23 protein-coding genes are annotated in these 24,797 nt (G+C 68.5%); 10 read left to right on the top strand and 13 right to left on the bottom strand.

From position 1 onward, the window contains the following. Nucleotides 1-178: 178 nt before the first annotated feature. Nucleotides 179-1,759 (bottom strand): chromosomal replication initiator protein DnaA, encoded by a 1,581-nt coding sequence (gene dnaA / locus AB0C16_RS08760; protein ID WP_357680463.1) that lies wholly within the window; start codon nucleotides 1,757-1,759, stop codon nucleotides 179-181. A 459-nt stretch (nucleotides 1,760-2,218) separates the two neighbouring features. Here dnaA and rpmH point away from each other — a divergent pair, with 459 nt between their 5' ends. The 7 genes from rpmH (at nucleotide 2,219) to AB0C16_RS08795 (ending at nucleotide 6,479) form a co-directional block, all read left to right on the top strand. Next, on the top strand, nucleotides 2,219-2,356 hold the full coding sequence (gene rpmH, locus AB0C16_RS08765) for a 50S ribosomal protein L34 (protein WP_043614899.1): 138 nt from the start codon (nucleotides 2,219-2,221) through the stop codon (nucleotides 2,354-2,356). 83 nt (nucleotides 2,357-2,439) lie between these two features. After that, nucleotides 2,440-2,781 carry a ribonuclease P protein component gene (gene rnpA, locus AB0C16_RS08770; protein ID WP_357680465.1) on the top strand — a complete coding sequence of 114 codons (342 nt, stop codon included), beginning with the start codon at nucleotides 2,440-2,442 and terminating at the stop codon, nucleotides 2,779-2,781. Nucleotides 2,782-2,798: 17 nt separating this feature from the next. Next, the gene (gene yidD, locus AB0C16_RS08775) at nucleotides 2,799-3,059 is read left to right on the top strand and encodes a membrane protein insertion efficiency factor YidD (RefSeq protein ID WP_357680791.1); all 261 of its coding nucleotides are present in this window, start codon (nucleotides 2,799-2,801) and stop codon (nucleotides 3,057-3,059) included. A gap of 4 nt (nucleotides 3,060-3,063) precedes the next feature. Beyond that, a complete protein-coding gene (gene yidC, locus AB0C16_RS08780) occupies nucleotides 3,064-4,014 on the top strand; it encodes a membrane protein insertase YidC (RefSeq protein WP_357680467.1) in 951 nt (316 codons plus the stop codon). A gap of 20 nt (nucleotides 4,015-4,034) precedes the next feature. Further along, on the top strand, nucleotides 4,035-4,523 hold the full coding sequence (locus AB0C16_RS08785) for a R3H domain-containing nucleic acid-binding protein (RefSeq protein ID WP_357680469.1): 489 nt from the start codon (nucleotides 4,035-4,037) through the stop codon (nucleotides 4,521-4,523). 256 nt (nucleotides 4,524-4,779) lie between these two features. After that, nucleotides 4,780-5,421, top strand: coding sequence for a 16S rRNA (guanine(527)-N(7))-methyltransferase RsmG (rsmG, locus tag AB0C16_RS08790; protein ID WP_357680793.1), 642 nt, complete (start codon nucleotides 4,780-4,782; stop codon nucleotides 5,419-5,421). 137 nt (nucleotides 5,422-5,558) lie between these two features. Beyond that, complete coding sequence (locus AB0C16_RS08795; protein ID WP_357680471.1) at nucleotides 5,559-6,479, top strand: ParA family protein; 921 nt, start codon at nucleotides 5,559-5,561, stop codon at nucleotides 6,477-6,479. Between the two features lie 333 nt (nucleotides 6,480-6,812). Here the strand turns inward: AB0C16_RS08795 and AB0C16_RS08800 are convergent, their stop codons facing one another. Further along, entirely contained in the window at nucleotides 6,813-7,694 is an 882-nt protein-coding gene (locus AB0C16_RS08800) for an aminoglycoside adenylyltransferase domain-containing protein (RefSeq protein ID WP_357680473.1), read from the bottom strand. A gap of 245 nt (nucleotides 7,695-7,939) precedes the next feature. Between AB0C16_RS08800 and AB0C16_RS08805 the strand changes: the two genes are divergently transcribed. After that, a complete protein-coding gene (locus AB0C16_RS08805; RefSeq protein ID WP_357680477.1) occupies nucleotides 7,940-8,896 on the top strand; it encodes a ParB/RepB/Spo0J family partition protein in 957 nt (318 codons plus the stop codon). Nucleotides 8,897-9,848: 952 nt separating this feature from the next. Here the strand turns inward: AB0C16_RS08805 and AB0C16_RS08810 are convergent. From AB0C16_RS08810 to AB0C16_RS08820, 3 genes are all read right to left on the bottom strand, one after another. Further along, entirely contained in the window at nucleotides 9,849-10,895 is a 1,047-nt protein-coding gene (locus AB0C16_RS08810) for an aminotransferase class V-fold PLP-dependent enzyme (protein ID WP_357680479.1), read from the bottom strand. A gap of 104 nt (nucleotides 10,896-10,999) precedes the next feature. Then, a complete protein-coding gene (locus AB0C16_RS08815; protein WP_357680481.1) occupies nucleotides 11,000-11,956 on the bottom strand; it encodes a D-alanine--D-alanine ligase in 957 nt (318 codons plus the stop codon). Between the two features lie 145 nt (nucleotides 11,957-12,101). Further along, nucleotides 12,102-13,334, bottom strand: coding sequence for a PLP-dependent aminotransferase family protein (locus AB0C16_RS08820; protein ID WP_357680795.1), 1,233 nt, complete (start codon nucleotides 13,332-13,334; stop codon nucleotides 12,102-12,104). Nucleotides 13,335-13,600: 266 nt separating this feature from the next. On the opposite strand from AB0C16_RS08820, the gene AB0C16_RS08825 reads away from it, so the two are divergent. Continuing rightward, nucleotides 13,601-14,218 (top strand): GNAT family N-acetyltransferase, encoded by a 618-nt coding sequence (locus AB0C16_RS08825; protein ID WP_357680483.1) that lies wholly within the window; start codon nucleotides 13,601-13,603, stop codon nucleotides 14,216-14,218. A gap of 109 nt (nucleotides 14,219-14,327) precedes the next feature. Here the strand turns inward: AB0C16_RS08825 and trxA are convergent, their stop codons facing one another. The 8 genes from trxA to AB0C16_RS08865 all read right to left on the bottom strand — a co-directional run bounded on the left by trxA (nucleotide 14,328) and on the right by AB0C16_RS08865 (nucleotide 23,223). Beyond that, a complete protein-coding gene (trxA, locus tag AB0C16_RS08830; protein WP_357680485.1) occupies nucleotides 14,328-14,642 on the bottom strand; it encodes a thioredoxin in 315 nt (104 codons plus the stop codon). Nucleotides 14,643-14,652: 10 nt separating this feature from the next. Then, complete coding sequence (gene trxB / locus AB0C16_RS08835) at nucleotides 14,653-15,585, bottom strand: thioredoxin-disulfide reductase (RefSeq protein ID WP_357680487.1); 933 nt, start codon at nucleotides 15,583-15,585, stop codon at nucleotides 14,653-14,655. Between the two features lie 133 nt (nucleotides 15,586-15,718). Continuing rightward, complete coding sequence (locus AB0C16_RS08840; RefSeq protein WP_357680489.1) at nucleotides 15,719-16,594, bottom strand: zf-HC2 domain-containing protein; 876 nt, start codon at nucleotides 16,592-16,594, stop codon at nucleotides 15,719-15,721. Then, entirely contained in the window at nucleotides 16,584-17,219 is a 636-nt protein-coding gene (gene sigM / locus AB0C16_RS08845) for an RNA polymerase sigma factor SigM (RefSeq protein WP_357680491.1), read from the bottom strand. Before sigM ends, AB0C16_RS08840 begins: the two co-directional genes overlap by 11 nt. A gap of 15 nt (nucleotides 17,220-17,234) precedes the next feature. After that, nucleotides 17,235-18,743, bottom strand: coding sequence for a protein kinase family protein (locus AB0C16_RS08850; RefSeq protein WP_357680493.1), 1,509 nt, complete (start codon nucleotides 18,741-18,743; stop codon nucleotides 17,235-17,237). Between the two features lie 165 nt (nucleotides 18,744-18,908). Beyond that, nucleotides 18,909-20,522 (bottom strand): murein biosynthesis integral membrane protein MurJ, encoded by a 1,614-nt coding sequence (gene murJ, locus AB0C16_RS08855; RefSeq protein ID WP_357680495.1) that lies wholly within the window; start codon nucleotides 20,520-20,522, stop codon nucleotides 18,909-18,911. Beyond that, nucleotides 20,519-22,654, bottom strand: a complete 2,136-nt coding sequence (locus AB0C16_RS08860) for a DUF6049 family protein (protein ID WP_357680496.1) — start codon at nucleotides 22,652-22,654, stop codon at nucleotides 20,519-20,521. The genes murJ and AB0C16_RS08860 overlap by 4 nt, the downstream gene beginning before the upstream one ends. Before the next feature lie 47 nt (nucleotides 22,655-22,701). Further along, nucleotides 22,702-23,223, bottom strand: a complete 522-nt coding sequence (locus tag AB0C16_RS08865; RefSeq protein WP_357680498.1) for a YbaK/EbsC family protein — start codon at nucleotides 23,221-23,223, stop codon at nucleotides 22,702-22,704. Between the two features lie 146 nt (nucleotides 23,224-23,369). On the opposite strand from AB0C16_RS08865, the gene AB0C16_RS08870 reads away from it, so the two are divergent. Beyond that, on the top strand, nucleotides 23,370-24,779 hold the full coding sequence (locus tag AB0C16_RS08870; protein ID WP_357680797.1) for a CCA tRNA nucleotidyltransferase: 1,410 nt from the start codon (nucleotides 23,370-23,372) through the stop codon (nucleotides 24,777-24,779). Nucleotides 24,780-24,797: the final 18 nt, after the last annotated feature.

Below are 24,797 nucleotides of genomic sequence, written 5' to 3' on the forward strand. Positions count from 1 at the left end.
GACTATGCACAGGCTGTCCCCAGGTCGTCCACCGGTCGTCCCCAGGTTCTCCTCAGGATGTCCCCAGATTTATCCCCAGGCCTGGCGCGGGATTTTTCGGGCCAATGTGGGGCGCTCTGCGGCCGTCTACGGACGTTTCCCCTGATCCACAGTGTTATCCACAGGGTGTGCATAAAGTTCAGGCCCCACGCGATGTCTGTTTGATACGCATTGTCAGCTCGTTGACCTGGTTGTACATCGACCTGCGCTCCGCGATGAGCGAGCGGATCTTGCGCTCGGCGTGCATGACGGTGGTGTGGTCGCGGCCGCCGAACTGCTGGCCGATCTTCGGCAGCGACAGCTCGGTCAGCTCCCGCGCGAGGTACATCGCGATCTGCCTGGCGTTGACCAGTGCCCTGCTGCGCGAGCTGCCGCAGAGGTCGTCGATGCTGATGCCGAAGTATTCGGAGGTCTTGGCCATGATCGTGGCGATCGTGATCTCGGCGCCCGACTCCGAGGTGATCAGGTCCTTCAGCACGACCTCGGCCAGCTGGAGATCCACACCCTGCCGGTTGAGGCTGGCGAACGCGGTGACCCTGATCAGGGCGCCCTCGAGCTCGCGGATGTTGGTGGAGATGCGGCTGGCGATGTACTCGAGCACCTCGGGCGGCGCGGCCAGGCCCTCCTGGATGGCCTTCTTCCGGAGGATCGCGATGCGGGTCTCCAGCTCGGGCGGCTGGACGTCGGTGATCAGACCCCACTCGAACCGGTTGCGCAGCCGGTCCTCCAGGGTGATCAGCTGCTTGGGCGCACGGTCGCTGGAGATCACGATCTGCTTGTTGGCGTTGTGGAGCGTGTTGAAGGTGTGGAAGAACTCCTCCTGCGTCTGCTCCTTGCCCTCCAGGAACTGGATGTCGTCCACGAGCAGGATGTCGATCGCGCGGTAACGACCGCGGAACCCGTCGGCCTTGTGGTCGCGGATGCTGTTGATGAAGTCGTTGGTGAACTCCTCGGAGCTCACGTATCTCACCCGCGCACCGTCGTAGAGGCTCTGCGCGTAGTGGCCGATCGCGTGGAGCAGGTGTGTCTTGCCCAGGCCCGAGTCGCCGTAGATGAACAGCGGGTTGTACGCCTTCGCGGGGGATTCGGCCACCGCCACGGCCGCCGCGTGCGCGAACCGGTTGCTGGCGCCGATGACGAATGTCTCGAAGGTGTACTTCTGATTGAGGCGGGCGGGTTCGCTCGGTTTGTTGCTCTTCGCCTCCCACCGGTTCGGCGCCGGCTCCGGCGCTTTCTCCACAGGCGGTGTGTACGTCTGGGGCTGTTCAAAAGTGAACGAGGGCTGTGGATATTCGGTGGACGACTGCTGTGGCTCCGGCTGTGGAGAATAGAACTGCGGAGGCTCGGAAGCCTGGTAGTGCTGGGCTGATGGGGGCTGTGCAAAACGTGGCTGCGGCTCCGGGCTCTGGGGATAACCCTGACCCACAGGCTGTTGATGAAGGTCGGGCGCGGGCTGCTCCGGGGCGGTCGTGTCGATCATCACGGCCAGCCGCATGGCCTTGCCGAGCTCCTGGGACAGCGCGTGGGCGACGAGCGGGCGCAGTTTGCCCTCGATGAGGTCCTTGAGGAAGTCGTTGGGGACGCCCAGCACGATCGTGTCGTCGGCCAGGGCGATCGGACGGACCATGGAGAGCCAGGTGCGCTGTTGTACCGGGACGTTCTCGTTGAGGAAGTTGCCCAGGGCCCTCGCCCATACCGTGCCAAGGTCGACACCGTTCATGGTGCGGCTCCCCTCCTTCCTCTCGCGGCCCCCCGCGATCTGTTATCCACAGCGGGCTGTCGCCACCCGTCGATCGTCCCCGTCCGTCCACAGCGTGGCAGCCCGGCTGTATGCCCAGGACCTCCACAGGAGATCCACAGGATGTCCACAGCCTTCAAACGGGCCCCAGAAGGGCCGACAGTATCTATGTGCACAGCTGTGTTCAAGACGTTGTCCACAGCCTAGTGGCAGCCGGACGCACACACTGTGGACGCCACCGGGGCGGTGGAAAACTCGCCTGTGGATTAGTGGATAACCGCTCGGCGACCGCCGCTGGTTTGACCTCGGAGGCGTTTCACCCGTAACGTACGACGGTCGGCATGCTCACGCGACGGCTATTTCGCGTGCCCTCGCTTTCCTGGCAGGCCGGCCATGTGTGTTAAGCGCCCCTGGGCGCATCATCAAGCCTGGAGCCCACCCGTGAGCAAGCGTACTTTCCAGCCGAACAACCGTCGCCGCGCGAAGACCCACGGCTTCCGGCTGCGGATGCGCACCCGGGCCGGTCGCGCCATCCTGGCCGCTCGTCGCCGTAAGGGCCGCGAGAAGCTGTCGGCCTGATCGCCCTGCGCCCGATAGGTCGCCCGCCGGTGAAGTCCGCCGGCGGGCATTAGGCGTATACGGTGCTACCCCGGCAATCCCGCATGCGGCGCGGGAAAGAGTTCGAAGCGGCGATCAAGCGCGGTAAACGCGTTGGTCGCCCCGCTGTGGTGATACACCTCACCGTTTCTGGGGATGAAACACCTCTCATCGGTTTCGTGGTCAGCCGGGCAGTCGGCGGTGCCGTGGTCCGTAACAAGGTCAAGCGGCGGCTTCGACACCTGATGCGAGACCGTCTTGACCGGCTGCCGCGAGGTAGCCTGCTGGTGGTACGCGCCAACCCACCGGCCGCGTCCGCGCGATACGAGCAGCTTGCCGCCGAGCTCGATCTCGCGTTGGATCGTTTGCTCAGGCGGCGCGAGTCCTCGATGGATGGACAAAGATGACGGAGCAGCCGCAAGGGATGCCGCCGAGCCTCGCCGCTCGGGCACTGATCATTCCGATCCGGTTCTACCGGGCCTTCATCAGCCCGATGCTCGGTCCACGCTGCCGTTTCCATCCGTCGTGCAGCGCCTATGGGCTGGAGGCGATCGCCGTACACGGAGCATTGCGCGGCACATGGCTGACTGTCCGGCGCATCGGGCGGTGCCACCCATTCCATCCCGGAGGTATAGACCCGGTGCCCCCACGCCCGGTTCGGTCCCACGAATTGCAAGGGAGATAGCTCGGTGGAGCTGTCCTGGCTGAGCTGGCTCTATGAAGCCGTAGCCCAAGTCATCATCTGGATCCATGCTGGATACAGCACATTCCTCAACCCGGACAGCGGGCTGACATGGGCGCTGACCATCATCACGCTGACCGTGTTCATGCGGATCCTCATCTTCCCCCTGTTCCTCAAGCAGATGCGCTCGTCGCGGAAGATGCAGGAGCTCGCCCCCAAGGTCGCTGAGCTGCGCAAGCGTTACAAGAACGACAAGCAGCGCATGAACCAAGAGGTCATGGCGCTGTACCAAGGTGCGGGCGCCAACCCTCTCGGTGGCTGCCTGCCCATCGTGGCCCAGTTCCCGATCTTCATCTCGATGTTCACCGTGCTACGGGCGATGGCCGACGGCCGCCCGGTCTACGGCATGAGCCAGGAACTGGTCAACAGCGCGCGGTCCGCGCACATCTTCGGCGCACCCCTCCCGGCCAACTTCTTCATGTCGGCGGCCGACATCGAGGGCTTCGACGCGACGGTCGTGCAGACGAAGATCGTGCTCGCCATCTTCGTGGCGATCAGCTCGCTGACCACGTTCCTCACCGTCCGGCAGAGCGTCACGCGCTCCATGGCCCAGATGCCGGACAACCCCATGGCGCAGCAGCAGAAGATCCTGATGTACATCTCGCCGCTGTTCGCCTTCTTCAGCCTGAACTTCCCCCTCGGCCTGATCCTCTACTGGGTCACCACCAACGTCTGGACGCTGGCGCAGCAGCACTGGTTCTACAGCCGCAACCCGATGCCCGAGTTCGACGCCAAGGGCAACGCGATCCCGGTGCAGCCCAAGCCCGGCATGCTGGCCAAGCTCCGCAAGACGCCCCCGGAGGAAGCAGCACCTCCCGCGCCGCCGGAGCCTAAGATCATCAGGCAGCAGCCCAGCCGCCAGTCCCGCAGCAAGCGCACCGGCAGCAAGAAGTCGTGAACACGAAGGAGAGGCCGGCCATGACCGAGGCCGAGCAGGAGAAGGCTCCTGATCTCAACGCGCTCGAGCAGGAGGGTGAGATCGCGGCCGACTACGTCGAGGGCCTTCTCGATATCGCCGACATCGACGGCGACATCGACATGGACGTCGAGGGCGATCGGGCGCTCGTCTCCGTGGTCGGCGTCAGGGGCAACGAGCTGGTCGGGCCGTCGGGCGAGGTTCTCGAGGCCCTGCAGGAGCTCACCCGCCTGGCCGTCCACAGGCAGACGGGGGAGCGGTCACGGCTGATGCTCGACGTCGCCGGCTACCGGGAGCGGCGGCGCGCCGAGCTCACCAAGCTCGGCACCGAGGTCGCCAACCAGGTCCGGGAGAAGGGCGAGCCCAGGTCGCTGCAGCCCATGACCCCGTTCGAGCGGAAGATCGTCCACGACGCTGTGGCGGCCGCCGGGCTCCGCAGTGAGTCCGAGGGCGAGGAGCCCCAGCGATACGTGGTGGTTCTTCCCGCCTGACCTGTTCTGCGCTTCTTTGTGCGGCCGTCAGCCCCTTTGTGTGGACTGGCGGCCGTTCGCATGTCGCCTTCGATCGTGTACGGCTGACCGCCGGCGCCCCGGGGCGCGTGTCACGGTCGCCTTCTGAGCGGCCCGTTAGTCTTCCACGGTGATCCCACGCCTAGCCTGGGGGTGGACACCATCCGTGTCCGAGCCGTCGACCAGCCAAGGAAAGGGCCACCAACCAGTGAGCGATGAGCTGCCTGCTCCGCCCGACATCGCCCGGGACGTCTTCACCGGCAGCGCCTGGGAGCGGGCGAACTCCTTCGCCGAGCTCCTCGCGGGGCCCGGAGTCGTGCGGGGACTGCTGGGGCCGCGCGAGGTGCCGCGGATCTGGGACCGCCACCTGCTCAACTGCGCGGTCGTCGCGGAGGCCGTGCCCGAGGGGGTGCGGCTGGTCGACATCGGCTCGGGTGCCGGACTCCCGGGCCTGGTGCTGGCGATCGTACGGCCGGACATCACGGTGACGCTCCTTGAGCCGCTGCTTCGCCGTACCGTCTTCCTGGAGGAGTGCGTCGAGGCGCTCAGGCTGGAGAACGTCGAGGTGTTGCGCGGCCGGGCGGAAGAGCTGGCGGGCAGGCGCGAGTTCGACGTCGCCAGCGCCCGCGCCGTCGCGCCACTTGATCGGCTGCTGAAGTGGGCCATGCCGCTCCTTCGCGAAGGCGGCGAGCTGATCGCCATGAAGGGGGAGCGCGCCGCCGAGGAGCTCGCCGAAGCCGGGCCCCAGTTGCGCGCCAGAGGAGTGAAGACGGCTGAGCTTGTGACCGTCGGGCGCGGTAAGGTCGAGCCGCCTGCAACATTGGTTCGGGTGGTAGCAGGTCGCGCGCCGGAGGTCGGTAGGCGGCGGCGAAGGAGGTGACGGTCATGCCAGTCGCATCATGCGGCCTGGGCTGGCCGGACAGTCCTCCGTCCGAGAGTCCCACAGGGGTTGGCTGGCCCGAAAAGGGCGTGTCGCGACAGCGAATTCCCGGCACCGGCATACCACTGGTTGAAAGGATGGCCATCGTGACCCAGACCCCACTGAACCCCGGCGATTCACCGTTGGTACGAGAGGCGCTCAGCTCTGTGGTTTCACGTGAAACATCCGCAACCCAGTCGGGGGAGACCTCTGGTGGTCGTGAGGGCGCCTGGCCGCGGCCGGTCAAATGCAGGGTGATCGCCGTGGCCAACCAGAAGGGGGGCGTCGGCAAGACCACGACCTCCGTCAACATTGCCGCCGCGCTCTCCATGAACGGCCAACGCGTGCTCGTCGTGGACCTTGACCCCCAGGGCAACGCCTCCACGGCGCTGGCCACCGAGCACCGTGGCGACGTGCCGGACGTGTACCAGGTGCTCGTCGACGACCTGCCCATGGCCGACATCATCAAGCAGGTGCCCGACATGCCGGGTCTCTACTGCGCTCCCGCCACCATCGACCTCGCCGGCGCCGAGATCGAGCTCGTCTCCCTCGTGGCTCGCGAAGCTCGGCTCCGCCGCGCGCTCAACGCCTACTCCGGCCTCGACTTCGACTACATCATCATCGACTGCCCGCCGTCGCTCGGCCTGCTGACGGTCAACGCCCTGGTGGCCGCCGAAGAGGTCATGATCCCCATCCAGTGTGAGTACTACGCGCTGGAGGGCCTGGGCCAACTGCTGCGCAACGTCGACCTGATCAAGGCCCACCTGAACCCCACGCTCAGCCTCTCCACGATCGTCCTCACCATGTACGACGGCCGCACCCGCCTGGCCTCACAGGTGGCCGACGAGGTCCGCGCCCACTTCGGCGACACGGTCCTCAACACGGTGATCCCGCGCAGCGTCCGCCTCTCGGAGGCCCCCAGCTACGGGCAGTCGGTCATGACGTACGACCCGGGCTCCAGCGGGGCCATGGCGTACATGGACGCAGCCCGCGAGATCGCCTACCGCGCCGCCGTCTGACCCCGGCCCTCACCAGCCGGCCCCCTCTCGTCAACGCGCCGGCCGTGCGGCAGACGGTGGTGCCGCCGGCGCGCCGGCCGCAGCCGTTCCTTGTCGCGTACGCCGACGGTCGCCGGCCATGGGCGGTTCGTCCGTCGTGGTCCCGGGCGATTCCCAGCCTCCGCCCGTCGTCGGCTATCCGGCAGTCGCACTCCTCCTCATCGAATGCGTCGGCTGATCGCCGGCTGTGGGCGGCCTACCCAATCCGCCCGCCGCGGTCCTGCCTTGCAGGCGTCCAGTCCGTCGGTGCCGGCGGACGGGCATCCTTGTTCACTGAGCTGGGTCAGAGCACCATCAATCCCGGTGTGGTTCAGGGGCTGGGCGTTTGCCGGTAAGGGTTTGGTCCGCGCTCGCGATCACGTCGAGGATGAACTCGCCCACCAGTCGCGGCATGCGGCGTGGATCGGTCATGGACGTGTCGACACCGACGGGTGCCGGCACCCCCAGACGGTGGGCCAGCGCGTGACGGATCAACGGATGCCAGCGTGCCTCGAAGGTGTCCAGCGCGTACTCCGCCGCGGCCTCCTTCGAGATCACCTCACCCGTCACGATCGTGTGGTGGAGCCGGGGAGTAGCCAGCACGCTGGACAGGGCCACCCGGTGAGCCGGTAGCAGCGGCTTGCGCGGAGGCTTGCCCGACAGCGCCTTGGCGGCCCATGCGGCCCAGTGCTCGTGCAACTGCCGCAGATTCCACTCCCTGAGCTTTTCCGGCTCTGAATCGAGGCCGAGTTGGTCCGGAGCGGGTCCCCGCACCGTGATGCCCCGTTCCAGCAGCACCTTCCACACCACCGGATTCACGTCGAACCCTCGTCCCCGCGCGAAGGACGGCCCGCTGTGCGAGGCGAGCGGACGGATCCGGGTGACCGGCTTGCCCAGATCGCCGGCCGAGACGAAGGCGCCGTTCAGCGTGCCCGGGATGGTCGGCCGGGCACGGACCAGGGCCTGCCAGGCCGCCGGCACGTTGCCGACCTTGTGCAGCAGGGCCAGCCGGCGCATGCCGTGCTCGGCGAGGTCGCCATCGACCGTGGCGACGAAGTCGATATCGCTGCGACCCGCCCGCCAGGCGCCCAGCGCGGCCGAACCGACCACGTAGAAACCACAGACCCGCCCCGGCACCAGCCGGTCGGACGCGGACAGGTAACGGGAGACCGCACGTGCCACATCGTCTGGAAACATGCGACAAAGGCTTCCACAACGCCCCGCCTGCCGACGCTGGTTCGCTGATCGGCAAAGGACGGAGGGCCTTGTGGACGGCGGTGGAGGGCGGGTTCAGGGTGCGGTCGCGACCCCGACGGGCGCGTATATGTCTTGTTGGTGTAAATCCGGCGCAACCGCGTGTGGCGAGGAGGCGCCGGGTCGCGTTGGCGACGGTAACCTCTCCTGGAGTGACCGGAATCAGCCGGGGTGGATGAGGAGACGCAGTGAGTCAGCAGCGGCGGGGATTGGGGAAGGGGCTCGGGGCGCTCATCCCGACCGGTCCCATCGTTGACGGCAACGGGACGGCGGTTGTCACCAACGGTGCGGGAGAGACCGGCCCCAAGCCGATTGCGGGAGCGTACTTCAAAGAGGTCTCCCTCAGCGCCATCGTGCCCAACCCGCGCCAGCCACGTGAGGTCTTCGACGAGGAGCGCCTCCACGAGCTGGCGGCGTCCATCCGCGAGGTCGGCCTGCTCCAACCGATCGTCGTCCGGTCTGTCGGCGGTGGTCAATATGAGCTCATCATGGGGGAGCGCCGGTGGCGTGCCTGCCAGATTGCCGAGCTGGATCCCGTTCCGGCGATCGTCCGCAACACCCTCGACAACGAGCTCCTCCGTGACGCCCTCATCGAGAACCTCCAGCGAGAGCAGCTCAACGCCCTGGAGGAGGCAGCCGCATACCAGCAGTTGCTCGACGACTTCCAGGCCACCCACGAACAACTCGCCCAGAAGGTCGGCCGCTCCCGCTCCCACATCACCAACACCTTGCGCCTGCTGAATCTCCCCCCCGAGGTCCAACTTCGCGTTGCGGCGGGCACCGTCAGCGCCGGCCACGCCCGCGCACTCCTCAGCCTCGACAGTCCGGAGGAGCAGATTCACCTGGCGAACCGCGTCGTCGCCGAGCTCCTCTCCGTCAGAGCGGTCGAAGAGATCGTCGCCCTCGGGAGCGCCAAGGCGGCCCAGAAGGCTCCCCGTGAGCGTCAGCCCAACAAGCCCGTAGCTCCCGGCCTCACCCATCTGGCGGACCGCCTCTCGGATCACTTCGAGACCAAGGTCAAGGTCGATCTCGGCCGACGCAAGGGGCGCATCGTCGTCGAGTTCGCGACGATCGATGACCTTGAGCGCATCATCGGCACCATGGCCCCCGGCGCGGTGCGCGCCATGCGCGAGTCCGAAGGCTGACCTGTTTCACGTGAAACCGTTCCCTGTTTCACGTGAAACCACTGCCCCGCCCTGGATGCCGGCTTCCGTCCTCTGGCGTTCTGACGCCGGCGGGCGAGTGGCGAACGAGATCGTGGCGCGGCGCATCCGACGTGCTGCCACCAGGAAGCGTGGGCACGGATTGCGCGGGCGTGGTGCCCGCTCGACGCGTGTCATATCGTCCCCGGATGGCGAGGACCTTGCGGTTGGTCGCCTCGCACGCGCTGGGCTCTACGACGGTCGAAAGGTGTTGGGGGATCCCCGAAGCGAGACACGTACGACATTCTGATCATGCGACCGTGACGCTTGGCCACCGGGCCACCCGGCTCTGCCCGAACGGGCTGAACGGGCAGGCGAAGCCGGAGGGCGCCGGCCGCCCGTGACGCTCGGCATCAGGCATCGGGGAGACGCGCGATCCGGTGAACGTTTCCGGTCCCGGCGTCAGCCCCGCACCGCGATCTCGGTCATCGACCTCCTTGGCCACCTGCCCGATCGGGTGGTCACCGCACTGGCGCAGCGACGATCTGGGCCTTGAACTCCGGCGTGAACGAGCGGCATGAACGACCGGCGTGAGCGGGCGGGCGGCATGAACGGGAGGAGCAAACGGGCGGTGTGAGTGACCGAGCGGGCGGCATGAACGACCGGCGTGAGCGGCGGTGTGAGCGGGTGGCGTGAGCGGGCGAGGGGCGTGAATGACCGGTGTGAGCGGCGGTGGGAGCGGCGGTGTGAGCGGGCGGGCGGTGTGAGCGGCTCCACCGATTGGTGAAGTGTGGAACGGCCGCAGCGACGTTAGGCCAAGTGGCGCGATGGCGCAGGCATAGCGAGGGAGGGGATGAAAGGTGCTGCCGAGGCCGAGGTGAGTGCGCGTCCGGTGGATGGCGAGTGTTTCACGTGAAACGAGCACGTGAAACGAGCACGTGAACCGGGAGAAGGGTCAGGAGGGAACGGCCTTGCGGAGGTCGTCGAGGAAGTCGTCGATGTGCTCTGGCGTGGTGTCGAAAGCGGTCATCCAGCGGACGACCCCGGTGGTCTCGTCCCAGTGGTGGAAGAGGTAGCGCTCCTGGAGCGCTGCGGCGGCCTTGGCGGGGAGGGCGGCGAAGACGGCGTTGGACTGGACCGGGTAGGCGATGGTGACTCCCGGGATGTCGGACACGCCGGCGGCCAGGCGGTCGGCCATCTGGTTGGCGTGGGCGGCGTTGTGCCGCCAGAGGTCGTCGGCGAGGAGGGCCGAGAGTTGCGCGGAGATGAAGCGCATCTTCGAGGCGAGCTGGAGGGATTGACGGCGGAGGAACGGAACGCCGTGGGCCAGCGACGTGTCGAGCACCACCACCGCCTCGGCCGCCAGGGCGCCGTTCTTGGTGCCGCCGAAGCTGAAGACGTCGACCCCGACGTCCGTGGTGATCGTGCGCAGATCACATGAGAGGTACGCGGCGGCGTTGGCCAGGCGGGCGCCGTCCACGTGCAGGCGCAGGCCCGAGTCGTGGGCCGTCGCGGCCAATGCGGCGATCTCGTCGGGGGAGTAGCAGGTGCCGAGTTCGGTGACCTGGGAGATGGAGACGACGCGTGGTTGCGACTCGTGGTGGCTGCCCAGTGCGCCCAGGCGGCCGGTGATGTCGTGGGGCCGCAGTTTGCCGTCCTCCGTGGGAACGGTGTCGAGCTTGACGCCGAGCAGTCGTTCGGTCGCGCCGGTCTCGTGCGTCGCTATGTGGGCGGTGTCGGCACAGATGATGGCGTCGTATCGGCCCAGCATGAGGGCCAGTCCGACCATGTTGGCGCCGGCGCCGTTCAGCACGGCGAAGCCTTCCGCCTCGGCGCCGAACGTGTCCCTGATCTGGCTCTCGAAGACGGCGGTCCACCGGTCGCCTCCGTAGGCCGGGGCGTCGCCCTGGTTGGCTCCGGTCATGGCTTCGAGGACGGCCGGGTGAACACCGGCGTGGTTGTCGCTGGCGAAGCTCTTCGGATATGTCGAATCGATCAGCACACCGTAAGGCTACTTACATCCGGACGGGCCGATCGAGGCACACCGGGCGAACAATCGAGGCACGCCGGGCGAAACAAATCGAGGCACGCCGGGCGAAACAGGGGTCAGGCGCGGGCGCGGGCGGCGGCGTTGTGGAGGAGGATGCGGCACAGGTCGCCGAGGTCCTGTCCGGCCGCCTCGGCCGCCATCGGGAGGAGGCTGGTCTCGGTCATGCCGGGGGCGACGTTGACCTCCAGAAAGTGGGGCCGGTCGGAGGCGTCGACGATGAGGTCGGTGCGGGAGATGTCGCGCAGCCCGAGCGCGGTGTGGGCGGTGACCGCGGTCTGCGCGCAGGCGGCCGCCGCGTCGGGGGAGAGGCGGGCCGGGGCGAAGAACTCGGTGTGTCCGGCCGTGTAGCGGGCGGCGTAGTCGTAGACCCCCTCGTCGGGGACGATCTCGACGGCGGGCAGGGCGATGGGGCCGTTGCCGAGGTCGACGACCGACACCGCCACCTCGACACCCTCCACGTAGCGTTCGATGAGCGCCGTGTCACCGTAGGCGAAGCAGCCGACCATCGCGGCGGGAAGCTCGTCGGCGGTGCGGACGATGGAGGCGCCCAGCGCGGAGCCGCCGCGGGCGGGCTTGACGAACAGGGGCAGCCCGAGCTGCTCCACGATGCGGCCGAGCACCATGGTCGCGCCGAGGTCGTGGAAGGTCTCCTTGGGCAGCGTGACCGACTCGGGGGTGAGCAGGCCGACGGAGCGGACGACGGCCTTGGCGGTGGGCTTGTCGAAGGCGACCCGGCACGCGTCGGGGTCGGCGCCGACGTAGGGCACGTTGAGCAGCTCCAGCACGGAGCGGATCGCGCCGTCCTCTCCGGCGCCTCCGTGCAGGGTGACGAAGACGGCGTCCGGCGGGTCGGCGAGGATCGACGGGACGAGGGACGCGTCGGTGTCGCGGGCCTCGACGTCGATGCCGGCCGCGCGCAGCACCTCGCTCACCCGGCGGCCGGAGCGCAGGGACACCTCCCGCTCGTACGAGAGGCCTCCGGCCAGCACGAGCACGTGGCCCAGATCGCTCATTGCTTCTCCTCCGCTGATGACACGCTGTCCAACCGTACCGGCGTCGGGGACGGATGGTGCACAGCAGGCGCTTTCATCACTGACGGTGCCTTCAACGGTACGGCCGGCGTCCCCCTGCTGGGTGGACACCGGCCGTATCGGGAAGTCAGGCCAGATCAGGCCCGGGAGTGTCCACGCCGCCGTGCCCACGGGTGGATCCGGTGCCGAACGTGTCGCGCAGCTGGATCTCCTGCTCGATCACCCCGGCCAGCCGGCGCACGCCTTCGCGGATCCGCTCGGGCTCGGGGAAGCAGAAGGACAGCCGCATCTGCCGTGCCCCGCTCCCGTCGGAGAAGAAGCCGGTGCCCGGGACGAACGCCACCCGCTCGGCGACCGCCCGCGGCAGGATCGCCTTGGAGTCGAGGCCTTCGGGCAGGGTGGCCCAGACGAAGAACCCGCCGGCGGGGCGGGTCCAGGTGACCTCGGGCGGCATCAGCGCCTCAAGGGAGTCGAGCAGCGCGTCGCGCCGCTCGCGGTAGAGCTCCTTGAACGACTTGATCTGCTCGCGCCACGGCTGCGTGGCGAGGTACTGGCCGACGGCCAGCTGGGTGAACGACGAGTGCGACAGCACGGCCGACTCCATGGCCAGCACGAGCTTGTCGCGGATGGCGTGGGGCGCGAGTGCCCAGCCGACGCGGAACCCGGGGGCGAGCGTCTTGGAGAACGATCCCAGGTAGACCACGCCGTCGGAGTTGTCGGCCCGGAGGGCGCGCATCGGCTCGCCGTCGAAGCCGAGCAGGCCGTACGGGTTGTCCTCGACGATCAGCACGCCGGCCCGCTGGCAGATGTCGAGCACCTGCTGGCGCCGGGCGACGTTGAGCGTGACGCCCGCCGGGTTGTGGAAGGTCGGGATCGTGTAGAGGAACTTGACCGGCGCCCCGGCGGTCTCCAGGGCGTAGATGGTCTGCGCCAGCGATTCGGGCACGATGCCCTGATCGTCCATGGCGATATGCACCACTTTGGCCTGATATGCGGCGAACGTGCCGAGGGCGCCCACGTACGAGGGCCCTTCGGCCAGGACGACATCACCCGGATCGATGAAGATCCGGGTGATCAGGTCGAGGGCCTGCTGTGAACCGACGGTGACGACGACGTCGTTCGCCCCGGCGTGGATCCCCTCCAGGCGCATGACCTCGCAGATCTGCTCGCGCAGGTGCGGATCGCCCTGTCCCGAGCCGTACTGCAGCGCGACCGTGCCGCGCCGGGTCACGAGGTCGGAGACCAGCTCGCCGACCATGTCGAGGGGAAGGGCCGTGACGTACGGCATGCCGCCGGCGAGCGAGACCACCTCGGGTCTGGACGCGACGGCGAAAAGAGCTCGGATCTCGGAGGCGACCATCCCGGTAGCTCGTGCGGCGTACCGATCGACGTAGGCGTCGATCCGCGACCCCTGGGTCGCGGGCGTTTGACCGTGATCCTGCTCTGCTGTCACGGTCCACCTCCTGTCTCAGGTAGAGCTGAAATACCAGATTACGCCAGTCCGACATGTCGCCCATGGCGGGGCTGGACCGCCGTGGTATCCGCTGACGGCACCATCACTGGGCTACGATGCCAGCTGGAGACGTGGTTTTCGCGCGCTTTTCGGGTCAACGATTGGGGCCGTAGTTGTCGCGTCGGCTGGTCAATATCACCCTGGACAATCTGGACGATCTGCCGCGCCGCTGCCGGCGGTGCGTTTTCTGGGAGCTCGATCCCGTCGGCGGCGAGCGCGCGGTCGATTCCGGTGACCCGGGGCTGGAGAAAGAGGCGTGGATCTCCGGCACGCTGCTCGAATGGGGCAGCTGCGGGAAGATCGTCTATGTCGACGGGGTGCCCGCCGGATTCGTCCTCTACAGCCCGCCGCTCTACACGCCGCGCTCCCTGGCCTTTCCCACCTCGCCGGTCAGCGCCGACGCGGTGCTGCTGATGACGGCCCACATCATCCCCGAGTTCTCCGGCGGCGGGCTGGGCCGGATGCTGATCCAGGGCGTGGCCAAGGACCTCACGCGACGCGGAGTCAAGGCCATCGAGGCGTTCGGCGACCTCAAATGGGAGGAACCAAGCTGCGTCGTCCCCGCCGAATACCTGCTCTCGGTGGGATTCAAAACGGTTCGGCCTCATCTGCGCTTCCCGCGGTTGCGGCTGGAGCTCAAGACCGCCGTCTCGTGGCGCGAGGACGTCGAGGTGGCACTGGAGCGCCTCCTCGGGTCCATGAGCCCGGAACGCGCCCTTCGCCCCGTCTGACGCCTCTCAAGGCCGTCTCCCGTACGACAAAGGTGACAACGCCTGAGCCAATGCGAAAGCCCCCTGTGACCACAGGGGGCTTTCGCGGTGAGTGCGGCGGAGCGGCGGCCTAGATGATGCCGTCGAGCTCCCTCAGCAGCATGGCCTTCGGCTTGGCGCCGATGATCTGCTTGACGACCTCTCCACCCTTGTAGACGTTCAGGGTGGGGATCTGGAGCACACCATAGTCGCGCGGGACGTTGGGGTTCTCGTCGATGTTGAGCTTGACGATCTCCAGCTTGTCGCCGTGCTCCTTGGCGATCTCCTCAAGGATGGGCGCCACCTGACGGCACGGGCCACACCACTCGGCCCAGAAGTCGACCAGAACGGGTTTGTCGCTCTTGAGGACCTCAGCCTCGAACGTGGCGTCGGTTACTGCCTTCACGGTGCGCTCCTTAACTCTCGTTGTTGGCCAGCCAGCGCTCGGAGTCGAGCGACGCCGCGCAGCCGGTGCCGGCCGCGGTGACGGCCTGGCGATAGATGTGGTCGACGACGTCGCCCGCGGCGAACACACCGTCGATGTTGGTCGCGGTGCCCGGCGCCGCCACCTTGATGTACCCCTCGTCGTCGAGATCGATCTGGCCCTTGACCAGCTCGGTGCGGGGGTCGTGGCCGATCGCCAGGAACAGCGCGTCGGTGGCCAGCTCGCACTCCTCGCCCGTCTTGACGTTGCGCAGCTTCACCGCCTCGACCCTGTTGTCGCCCAGGACGTCGACGACCTCGTTGTCCCAGATGAAACGGATCTTGTCGTTGGCGAACGCCCGCTCCTGCATGATCTTGCTGGCGCGCAGCTCGTCGCGGCGGTGCACGACGGTGACCATGCGGCCGAACCGGGTGAGGAACGTGGCCTCCTCCATCGCCGTGTCGCCGCCGCCGACGACCACGATGTCCTTGTTGCGGAAGAAGAAGCCGTCACAGGTGGCACACCACGAGACGCCGCGGCCGGACAGCCGCTTCTCGTTCTCCAGGCCGAGCTCCCGGTAGCCGGAGCCCATGGCCAGGATGACCGACTTGGCGTAGTAGGTGTCGGAGTAGGTCTTGACGACCTTGGGGTTGGCCTCGAGATCGACCTCGACCACGTCGTCCGCGACCAGCTCGGCGCCGAACCGCTCGGCCTGCTTGCGCAGGTTGTCCATCAGGTCGGGGCCCATGATGCCATCGGGAAAGCCGGGAAAGTTCTCCACGTCGGTGGTGTTCATCAGGGCGCCACCAGCGGTGACCGACCCCTCGAAGACCAGTGGTTTGAGCTCGGCGCGCGCGGAGTAGACCGCCGCGGTGTAGCCCGCAGGGCCCGACCCGATGATGATTACGTTACGAACGTCGCTCAACGCTCCCACGCCTTCCTCGTCTGTGTTGCCAGTGGCGACAACAGATCCTAGGCCGCGCTGATTCCCGTCCTTTCACCACCACGCTCGGACAACCGAAAGAGCCCGCCTAGGCGGGCTCTGACGTGGGGTTTCGTTACCAGCGGCCGAGCATCGGCTTTCGCAGGTTCTTGCAGTTGAACGGGTCGACGATGTCGATGCGCAGCCTGCCGGACGCCTTGTCCTTCCAGGACGCCACGATGATGGCCTCCTGGCCGTTGTACTGGCCCTGGTCCACGGCGTACGCCTGGAGCTTGGAACGCGTGGCCACCTTGCTCACACACGTGTCGACCTGGTCGACATCGGGAGAGCCGCCGTTGATGATCGGCGCGGGAGCCAGGAAGCCCTCGAGTGGCTGGCGCAGCTCCTGATCGCTGTAGTTGTGGCCGCTGTCGGTCAGCGCGTAGGACCTGGCCCTGAGCTCTTCCTTGGCCGGGGACGGCGCGCCGGCTTCGACCTGAATCTCGGACCCACCGCCACCACCGGAGGCGAGCAGGCCGTTCGAGAGCACCGCGGTGCCGACCACGGCTGCGGCCGCGGCGGCCGCGACCGCGGGCATCGCCCACCGGCGTCGTCGGGCGGCCCGGCGTCCGGCCGGGACGATCGTGCCGTCGTCGGAGACCACTCCCAGGCGGACCGGCTCAGGTGTCTCCGCCGGCCGTTCCCATGGGGAATCCCGCATGAGCTCGTCCCAGTCAGGTGTTTCGGCGAGGCCGACACCCCCGCGCCGAGCTCCGTGAGACTCGGCCTCGGCTGCGAGCGCCTTGTCGATGCGTAGCGCGACGCCCATCGGCATGGCCGGAGTGGGAGTCGCCGCGAGCACCTCGCGAACCGCCGCCAGGTCGGCCAGTAGCTCCCCGCAGGGGTCGCATACCGCGAGATGTTCGCGGACCCGGCGGGCCGTGCCAGCGTCCAGGAGATCCTCGGCAAGCTCTGCGAGGATGTCCAGATCGTAGTGCGTATCACCCGTCACGAAGTTCTGCTCCCTTCGCGGATGAGACGCGACTGAGGTCAGATCGGTTCCGCAGATGCGAAAGAATTGGGGCAAGTTTCGCGCGCCCCCGCGCGCACCGGCTCTTCACCGTCCCGCTGGGCACGTCGAGCACCTGAGCTGCGTCTTCGACCGAGTAGCCCATCATGTCGACCAGGACGAGCGCCGCTCGCTGGTCGGTGGGCAGCAGTTTCAGGGCAGCCGAAACCTCCATCGAAACCTCGCGCTCGACGGTCTGGTCGGGCAGCGGGCTCTCGCGTTCGGCGGCCTCGATGAGCTCGTCGTCGGCGACGGGCCTGATGGACTTGCGGCGCATCCGGTCGAGGCAGGCGTTGACGACGATGCGGTGGAGCCAGGTGGTGACCGCGGCCTCGCCGCGGAACGTGCCGGCCTTGCGATAGGCGGACACGAACGCGTCCTGGACCGCGTCGGCGGCCTCGTCGGGGTCGCCGAGCGTGCGCAGGGCGACGGCCCACATGCGGTCGCGGTGCCGCTTGACGATCTCGCTGAAGGCGTGTGGATCCCCGTTGATGTGCGCGGTCAGCAGCTCGGCGTCGCTGACAGCCGGCCGATCCGCGGGAGAGGGTGTCTCGGGTGGGGAGTTCACAAGAGGGGTTCCTGGTTATGCCGATCCGGGAGAGTGCACCACTACTTCATAGATGGTGCCATGAAACTTGCCCGCATCTGCCGGAAGACGCGTAAACCAGATCAAAACGTACTGACCGGTTGCGGCTTGATCAGGAGCCAGAGTGACCTTTCCTGAGGCGTCCTTGGCACGGGCGACGGTCTTCAGCGAGGTGAGCTCGGGCTTGTTGCCGACCTTCAGCTCCACGCTCGCGCCCGGCGCGTCGGCCAGCGTCGCCACCACGTCGCTGATCTGCATGGGCTTGCCCATGTCGAGGAGCAGGCCCACACCGTCCTTGAGGTTGCCCAGCTCGGCGCTGTTGTAGTTGTCGGTCTTCCAGAACGTGCCGGGTTTGCCGTCGACCGTCAGGTGCGCGAGCTCCTGCTTCTCCTCGCGGTCGCCGAGCGGATCGAAGCCGCTCGCCTCTTGGGCCTTGACGGTCTGCGGCTGGGAGGAGGCGGTGGCGCTCGGGGTCGTCGAGGAGTCGGCGGCCTCAGGCGTGCTCGGACTGCCGAGGCTGCGGCCGATCGTCCAGGCGCCCACGCCGACCGCGGCGATGACCAGCAGCACCACGACGGTCATCAGCACCCGGTTGAGGACGCCGCCACCGTGGGAGGGCACGTGGTGCGGCATCGCCGGACGCGGCGGAGGCGGCGCGGGCCGCCGCTCGGTGTCGAGCCCCTCGGAGTTGGACGAGGACGACACCGCGGGGGGCGAGGGATAGGCACTGGGAATCGGCATCGGCCTGGCCACGCCCGAGAGCGCCTCGGCGACCTCGGCCGGGCTGGCCAGCGGGCTCTGACCCCTGCGCGCCTCCGGCAGGCAGGCCCTGACCGTGACCGTCTCGAGGTAGCTGGGCACCCCGGCCGTGACCTGGCGGGGCGTGCAGAAGTGCCCGTCGTTCATGGGGGCGGCCGGCAGGCCGTGCTCCTCCTCGTCGCCGGGCCAGTGGCCGGTCAGCCCGGCGTAGAGCAGCCGGCCCAGCCCTTCGGCGTCGTCGAGGGCGGGCTGGTCGGTGGTCAGCCCGGCCAGGGCCGCGTCGACCGCGACGCCCAGCACCTTGACCGTGTTGCCGGTGGTCCACACCAGGTGGGCGGGGCGCAGGCACAGGTGGTGGAGGTCGGACTCGTGGGCGTGGGCGAGTGCCTCGGCGGCCTCGGCGACCAGCCCGGCCGCCCGCTCGGGGTCGAGGGGACCGGCGGCGAGCAGGTCGGCCAGGGTGTCACCGGTGACCCACTCGCTGACCACGTAGGAGTAGTCGTCGTCCTGGGCCGCGTCGAAGACCTGGGTCAGGCGCGGGTCGGTGAGCCGGCTGGCGGCGCGGGCGGCGGTGACCACCTCCTGGACGCGCGGGAACTCGGGAGCGAAGGTGTGGACGGCGACCGGACGAGCGAGGATCTCGTCGATCGCCTTCCAGAGGGTGGCGCCGTCGGACTCGGTGACCCGGTCTTCGAGCCGGAAGCGTTCGGCGAGACGGGTGCCGGGCTCGACGGCAGACGTGCTCACTGACTCACTCCGCTCGGCCGATCGGGTGTGCTAATGACTCGACGCGCCTGCGCGGAGGTGTCCCACGTAGGCATGCTATGCCGGGTGGATCCGCCCACGCGCCTCCTGCTTCCATTCGTGCGTGTCGGGCACCATGCTAGTGCCGCGCTGGTTCGGCCCGCGTTCTTAACGGCCTACCCTCCCGGCGACCATCCCAACGATCGAGTTGACCTCCGGGATGCGCACTCGGTGCGCGACGGCGAGATAAAGCAGCATGCCCAGGCCGCCCCCGACCGCCAAGATGATCAGAGAGTTGACGAAGTCGAGCCCCCCGAACACCTCCTGGACGACCCACACCGCGGCCAGCGCCAGCACGGCCGCGGGCAGGGCGGCGAGATACATCCTGGTCAGCGCCATGCCGACCTCCCAGCCGCCCAGCCCCCGCACCCGCCGGCTGGCCAGCCACCAGGCCGCCCCGGCGCCCAGGGCGTAGGCGACGGCGTAGGCGAAGGCCAGGCCCATCACGGCGTAGCGGGCGGGTAGCAGTTGATAGAAGACGACCATGAGCACCGCGTTGACCGCGGTCGTGCCCGCGCCGACGAACACCGGCGTGCGGGTGTCGCCGAAGGCGTAGAAGACGCGCAGCAGCAACTGGAAGATCGCGAACGGCACCAGCGCCAGGCCGTACACCTGCAGCACGTTGCCGATGTAGATGGCCGCCTCGACCGAGGTGGCCCCGTGGGCGTAGATCGGCACGGTGATGGCCGGGCCGAGCACCATCAGCAGCAGCGACACCGGCACCATCACCGAGCTGATCAGGCGGACACTCGACCCGAACTCCCCTCGTACGTCCGCCAACCGCCCTTCGGCCACGCCCCGGCTCATCCTCGGCAGCATGGCCGTGATCACCGAGACGCCGATGACGCCGTAGGGCAGCTGGAAGAGCTGGAAGGCGAAGGTGTAGGGGGTGATGCCGTGGCCGGGGACGGCGTCGCCCGCCGCGCTGGACAGGTTGGTGGTCAGCATGAACCCGAGCTGGGTGACGATCACGTAGCCGATCGTCCAGATGCCCGCCCTGCCCATCTCGCCCAGCCGCGCGTTGCGCAGGTCGAAACGGGGGACGAAGGCGAACCCGGCCCGCTTGAGCGCGATGATCAGGACGGTCGCCTGCGCCACGATGCCGGCCGTGGTGCCGAGGCCGAGCAGGGCGAGCTGTCCGTTGGTGACGCCGGAGATGTCGCCGCCGGTGGTGCCGGCCACCACCGCGTAGGCGAGCAGCACGCAGATGACCACGAGGTTGTTGATCACGGGCGCCCACATCGGCGCCGCGAAACGGTCCCGGGTGTTGAGGATGGCGCCCGCGACCGCTCCGATGCCGAAGAAGGCCAGCTGCGGCAGGATGAACCTGGCCAGCGTCACCGCCACCTCGAACTTACGGGTGCCGGGCTCCCAGTCGGTGGTGTAGAGGTCGATGAGCAGCGGCGCCGCGAGGACGGCCAGCACCGCGACCAGGATCAGCACGACCGTGGCGATCGTCATCAGCCGCTGCTCGTAGGCCCGGCCGCCGTCGGGGTCGTGCTGCTGCGCCCGTACGATCATCGGCACCACGACGCTGCTCAGCACACCGAGCAGCAGCAGGTCGAGGATGCTGTAGGGGATCGCGTACGCCGCGTTGTAGGCGTCGCCCATGGCCATGGTGCCGATCGCGTAGGCGAGCACCATGGTCCGGACGAAGCCGGTGACCCTGGACACCATCGTGCCCGCGGCCATGATGGCGCTGGCCCGCAGCAAGCGGCTCATACGGTCTCACTTTCCCGTGTCCTGGTGGCCCGCTGCAGCCGTCGCTGCGACCGGCGCCTCAGCACCCGGGTCACGACGGCGGCGAGCATGACCGTCAGCGCCGCCCCGACGATCACCAGCGCGATCCCGGTGTAGCCGGTGGTGCGGATCGTCAGTTTCACCGGCTTCCCGTACGGCAGGCCGTCGGAGGTCTTGAGCTGGACGTTGACCGTGGCGTCGCCGCTGCCGCCGCTCATGGTCGCCTTCATCGGGACCTGAAGGGTGCCGCTCTGGCCGTTGCCCCCGATCACCAGGCGTTTGGGCGCCTGGTAGTCGACCAGCAGTCGCGCGGGACTGTTGGAGGTGACCTCGACGTCGACCGTGACCTCGTCCGGCAGGGAGTTCTTGACGCTGATGGGCACCACGCCGTCGGCGCCCGCCAGGGTGCGCGGCCGGTCGGGGTCGGCGCCGGTGATCGAGATCTTGTTCATCCTGCTCTGCACCGCGCCGTCGACGATCTTGGTCATCGCCCGGGCGGCTCGCGACTGGTTGCGCCAGGCGGAGGAGGTCAGCCTGAGCACCGCGGCGTCGAAGTCGGACGGCGGCTTGCCGGTGGTGATGCCGGAGGTGAGCTGCGCCTTGCCCGCGACCTCCTTGACCGGGTCGAGGTACTTGGCCCCCAGCTCCTCCTTGCGGTCCTGGTCGGTGTAGGTCAGGCCGGCCCGAGGGGGCTGGGTCGTGGCCGGCTTGATCGAGCTGAGCGGGGTGAGCGCCAGCCACGGCAGCTTGCCCGCGGTCTTGAGCAGGGAGGAGACGAGCGTGGGATTGGGGTCCCAGCGCCGGGACGGTGCGATGACCAGTGACCTGGGCGCCGTCTGGCCGGGCTCGGCGGAGATCATCGCGGTTTCGGCGATGAACCGCTGCTTGCTGAGCAGGATCGAGCCGGAGACGCTGGAGTCGGGCTCGAACGTGCGGCTCAGCCCCGCGTCGGCTACGAGCGCGGTGACGGGGCCCGCGACGCTGTCGAGCGTCGTCGCGGCGTCGGGCGTATAGGTGACGGGCGACTGGACCGGCAGGTTGGTCGAGTTGAGCAGGACCCTGGTCACCCGGGCGACGCCGGGCTTGCCGACGGAGAGCAGGTCGAGCGCGTCGGAGTCGAGCAGGCCGGCGGCCGGCCAGGCGGTGCTCGTCTGCACGTCGGGCTTGAGCAGCTCGCGGGCCTTCTGGCCGCCCAGCTCGATCGCCCGGCCTGTCTGGGTGTCGAACCCCTGGTGGGCCAGGGCGGCCACGTCGGGGTCGGCGTAGGGAGTGGCCACCACGGGGGAGCCGGCCAGGGCGGAGCGCATGTCGGCCAGCCACTGCGTGGCGCCGCCGTCGGCCGGCTTCTTCTGGAGCCCGTCCTTGGTGCTGACCGAGTAGGGCTTGGTCATCGCGTGCGCGTCGTCGAGCAGCGCGGGATCGACGAACCAGGTGACGTTCTTGGGCGTGGTCTTGGCGATGCGGGCCAGGTCGGCGAGCCTGCCCTTGCCGGTCAGGGCCGCGCTCAGCTTGTCGTCGGCGAAGGTGGCGTCGTCGGCGCGGTGCGGCTGGTCGATGACCGGCAAGACGATGGCCAGCCGGTTGCGCGGCGGCCGTTGCGGTGTCGGGGGAGCATAGGTGAGCAGCGTGCGCTGCACGCCGAGTGATCGCCACCCCTGCTGCAGCACCTCGACGGCCACCGGATAGGCGCCGAAGGAGCTGAGCTGCAACTGCGCGGGGGTGCGCCTGATCTCCCAGGTGGCCGACGCGCCCGCCTCCAGCGAGGGGAAGTCCATGCTCGACACGGAGGAGACGTTGCCCGGGAGCGTCGCGGGGGTCTGGTCGGCCAGGTAGGCGTCCATGGCCGCCCGGTCGAGGAACCGCTGGGCCGAGTAGCGCAGCTGGACGCGCAGACCGGGCATGGCCGCGCCAGTGTCGTTGCGGATCGTGCCGGTGATCTTGATCTCGTCGGCCGCGCCGGTGGTGTACTCCGGGGTGATGGACGTCACCGTGAGCTCGAGCCCCTGCCTGGCCGCCATCGTCGTCGTCGCGACAGCCGTGTCCGGCGTCGTCGCGACGAGAGGCGCGAGCAACGTGGTGGACAGGGCGGCGAGCAGCGTGACCTTACGGATCACGCGTCCGCCTGGGCTGAAGTACGACGCACGCCCGCAATGGTACGGGTTCAGTGCCGCAACGCGACCGCCACACGTGATCCCCTGGGACGCGGAATCCGTAGGTCAACGCTCTTGCCTGGCAGGAGAGTCAGCAGGTCAAGGGCGCGCAGGGAGATGGCGGTGTGGCGTTCGCCGGTGGCGATGAAGATCGGGTCGGTGTCGGACCGGAGCCGTTCGTCGATCAGCACCGGAAGCTCGTCCGGCAGCAGCAGCGGGCTGACCAGCCCGGCCGCGTAGTCGGTGGTGGAGTTGACCAGGAAGGCGGGCGCCGGCCGCACGTCGCGGGCGCCCAGCAGCCAGCAGAGCACGCCGGGCCGGGGCGGCGCGGCCACCGTGGAGACGACGGCGACGACCTCGGTTCCGACCCTCGCGGTGACCTCGAAAACCGTGACGGCAACGCACCTTTCGGGTGCAGCGGAGATCATCTCAGGTAGCTCGTCCGCGTGAGTCATGGGACGCGGAAGGCGTACGATCTCATGATGGACCTGGTGTGCGAGGAGCCGGCGGTGGATCGCGAGGGCGTCCTTCATAAACACGCTCCTTCGTTCCTTGGCCCCCGACGGTCCTCTTGACCGACGGTAACCCGGACCTGATGTGGCCCGGGGGATATGTTCCGGAATCGAAGGACCTACCCAGCTTGTCCGAGTCAAATCTGACCGAAACCCAGCAGCGGGCGATGAACGACCTGTTCCGCAAGATCGCTCCCGTGGCCGACGAGCTCGGCCGCCTGTTCGCCACCCACGGCCACGAGCTGGCCCTCGTCGGCGGTCCGGTGCGCGACATCCTGCTCGGCCGAGTCGGCAACGATCTCGACCTGACCACCGACGCCCACCCCGAGCGGGTCCTCTCACTGGTAAGGGACTGGGCCGATTCCGTCTGGACGATCGGCATCGACTTCGGCACGGTCGGCGTCCGCAAAGGCGGCTGGCTGATCGAGATCACCACCTACCGGAGCGAGTCCTACGACCCCAAGTCGCGCAAACCCGAGGTGATGTACGGCGAGACCCTCGAGGCCGACCTGGAGCGGCGCGACTTCGCCGTCAACGCGATGGCCGTGCGGCTGCCGGGACACCAGTTCGTCGACCCCTACGGCGGGCTGAGCGACCTGTCGGCGAAGTTGCTGCGCACCCCCGGCACCCCCGAGCAGTCCTTCGAGGACGACCCGCTGCGCATGCTGCGCGCCGCGAGATTCGCCTCACAGCTGGGTTTCGCCGTGGACGGCGCCGCGGTCGAGGCGATGACCGCGATGGCCGAGCGCATCGAGATCGTCTCCGCCGAGCGGATCCGCGACGAGCTCGACAAGCTGGTCTGCGGCGGCAACCCCCGCGAGGGCCTGCGCCTGCTGGTGGAGACCGGGCTGGCCGCCCACGTCCTGCCCGAGCTGCCCAAGCTCCGCCTGGAGATCGACGAGCACCACCGGCACAAGGACGTCTACGAGCACACCCTGACCGTGCTCGACCAGGCCATCGCCCAGGAGGAGGACGGCAAGCCCGACCGGATCCTGCGCTGGGCCGCGCTCCTGCACGACATCGGCAAGCCCAAGACGCGGCGCCACGAGGCGGGCGGGCGGGTCTCGTTCCACCATCACGAGGTGGTGGGGGCGCAGATGGCCAAGAAGCGGATGAGCGAGCTCAGGTTCCCCAAGGACGTGGTGGCCGACGTGTCGCGGCTGGTGGAGCTCCACCTGCGCTTCCACGGCTACGGCACGGGTGAGTGGACCGACAGCGCGGTACGCCGCTACGTCCGCGACGCCGGCCACCTGCTCGACCGCCTGCACAAGCTGACCAGGGCCGACTGCACGACCCGCAACAAGCGCAAGGCCGCGGCCCTGTCGCGCACCTACGACCAGCTGGAGGAGCGCATCGCCCGGCTGGCCGACGAGGAGGAGCTGGCCAAGATCCGCCCGGAGCTCGACGGCAACGAGATCCAGCGTGTCCTGGGCGTCGGGCCGGGGCCGGTCGTCGGCCAGGCGTACAGGTTCCTGCTGGAGCTTCGCCTGGACAAAGGGATGATCGGCACGGAGGCGGCCACCGGGGCGCTGCTGGAATGGGCCCGCGACAAGGGCATCGCGACGGGCTCACCCTGACGGGTTCGGGTTTGACGG

The organism is Nonomuraea sp. NPDC048916 (assembly GCF_040649575.1).
In the GTDB taxonomy this organism is placed as follows: Bacteria; Actinomycetota; Actinomycetes; order Streptosporangiales; family Streptosporangiaceae; genus Nonomuraea.

What these genes read in the sequence shown, in the direction of transcription:
- dnaA (WP_357680463.1), bottom strand. Translation starts at nt 1,759, where the DNA reads ATGAACGGTGTCGACCTTGGCACGGTATGGGCGAGGGCCCTGGGCAAC.
- rnpA (WP_357680465.1), top strand. Translation starts at nt 2,440, where the DNA reads ATGCGGCGCGGGAAAGAGTTCGAAGCGGCGATCAAGCGCGGTAAACGC.
- yidD (WP_357680791.1), top strand. Translation starts at nt 2,799, where the DNA reads ATGCCGCCGAGCCTCGCCGCTCGGGCACTGATCATTCCGATCCGGTTC.
- AB0C16_RS08785 (WP_357680469.1), top strand. Translation starts at nt 4,035, where the DNA reads ATGACCGAGGCCGAGCAGGAGAAGGCTCCTGATCTCAACGCGCTCGAG.
- AB0C16_RS08795 (WP_357680471.1), top strand. Translation starts at nt 5,559, where the DNA reads ATGGCCATCGTGACCCAGACCCCACTGAACCCCGGCGATTCACCGTTG.
- AB0C16_RS08800 (WP_357680473.1), bottom strand. Translation starts at nt 7,694, where the DNA reads ATGTTTCCAGACGATGTGGCACGTGCGGTCTCCCGTTACCTGTCCGCG.
- AB0C16_RS08815 (WP_357680481.1), bottom strand. Translation starts at nt 11,956, where the DNA reads ATGAGCGATCTGGGCCACGTGCTCGTGCTGGCCGGAGGCCTCTCGTAC.
- AB0C16_RS08820 (WP_357680795.1), bottom strand. Translation starts at nt 13,334, where the DNA reads ATGGTCGCCTCCGAGATCCGAGCTCTTTTCGCCGTCGCGTCCAGACCC.
- murJ (WP_357680495.1), bottom strand. Translation starts at nt 20,522, where the DNA reads ATGAGCCGCTTGCTGCGGGCCAGCGCCATCATGGCCGCGGGCACGATG.
- AB0C16_RS08865 (WP_357680498.1), bottom strand. Translation starts at nt 23,223, where the DNA reads ATGAAGGACGCCCTCGCGATCCACCGCCGGCTCCTCGCACACCAGGTC.
- AB0C16_RS08870 (WP_357680797.1), top strand. Translation starts at nt 23,370, where the DNA reads ATGAACGACCTGTTCCGCAAGATCGCTCCCGTGGCCGACGAGCTCGGC.